The sequence below is a fragment of the Escherichia sp. KCJ4928 genome, from assembly GCF_004352695.1.
Lineage (GTDB): Bacteria > Pseudomonadota > Gammaproteobacteria > Enterobacterales > Enterobacteriaceae > ECMA0423.
This window is the reverse complement of the sequence record NZ_SJWV01000690.1, coordinates 1-330: the sequence shown is the minus strand read 5'-3', so window position 1 is coordinate 330 and position 330 is coordinate 1. Positions and strand designations below refer to the sequence as shown.

Here is a 330-nt window from a genome sequence, read left to right as displayed (position 1 = left end):
CGTCAGAAACCTGGCGCGACAAACAGACGGGGGAGATGCGGGAGCAGACGGAATGGCACCGCGTGGTGCTGTTCGGCAAGCTCGCGGAAGTGGCAGGTGAATATCTGCGCAAGGGCGCGCAGGTCTATATCGAGGGGCAACTCCGAACCCGTAGCTGGGAAGATAACGGTATCACCCGTTACGTCACTGAAATTCTTGTTAAGACCACGGGCACCATGCAGATGCTGGGGAGTGCACCACAGCAGAACGCTCAGGCTCAACCGCAGCCTCAGCAGAATGGGCAGCCACAGAGTGCTGACGCGACGAAAAAAAGTGGCGCGAAAACGAAAG

General features: G+C 58.2%; 1 protein-coding gene. It reads left to right on the top strand.

Going from position 1 to position 330, the window contains the following annotated elements:
- Positions 1-330: single-stranded DNA-binding protein (gene ssb / locus E0D98_RS26275; protein ID WP_131891602.1), on the top strand; the 330-nt coding region annotated here is incomplete at both ends.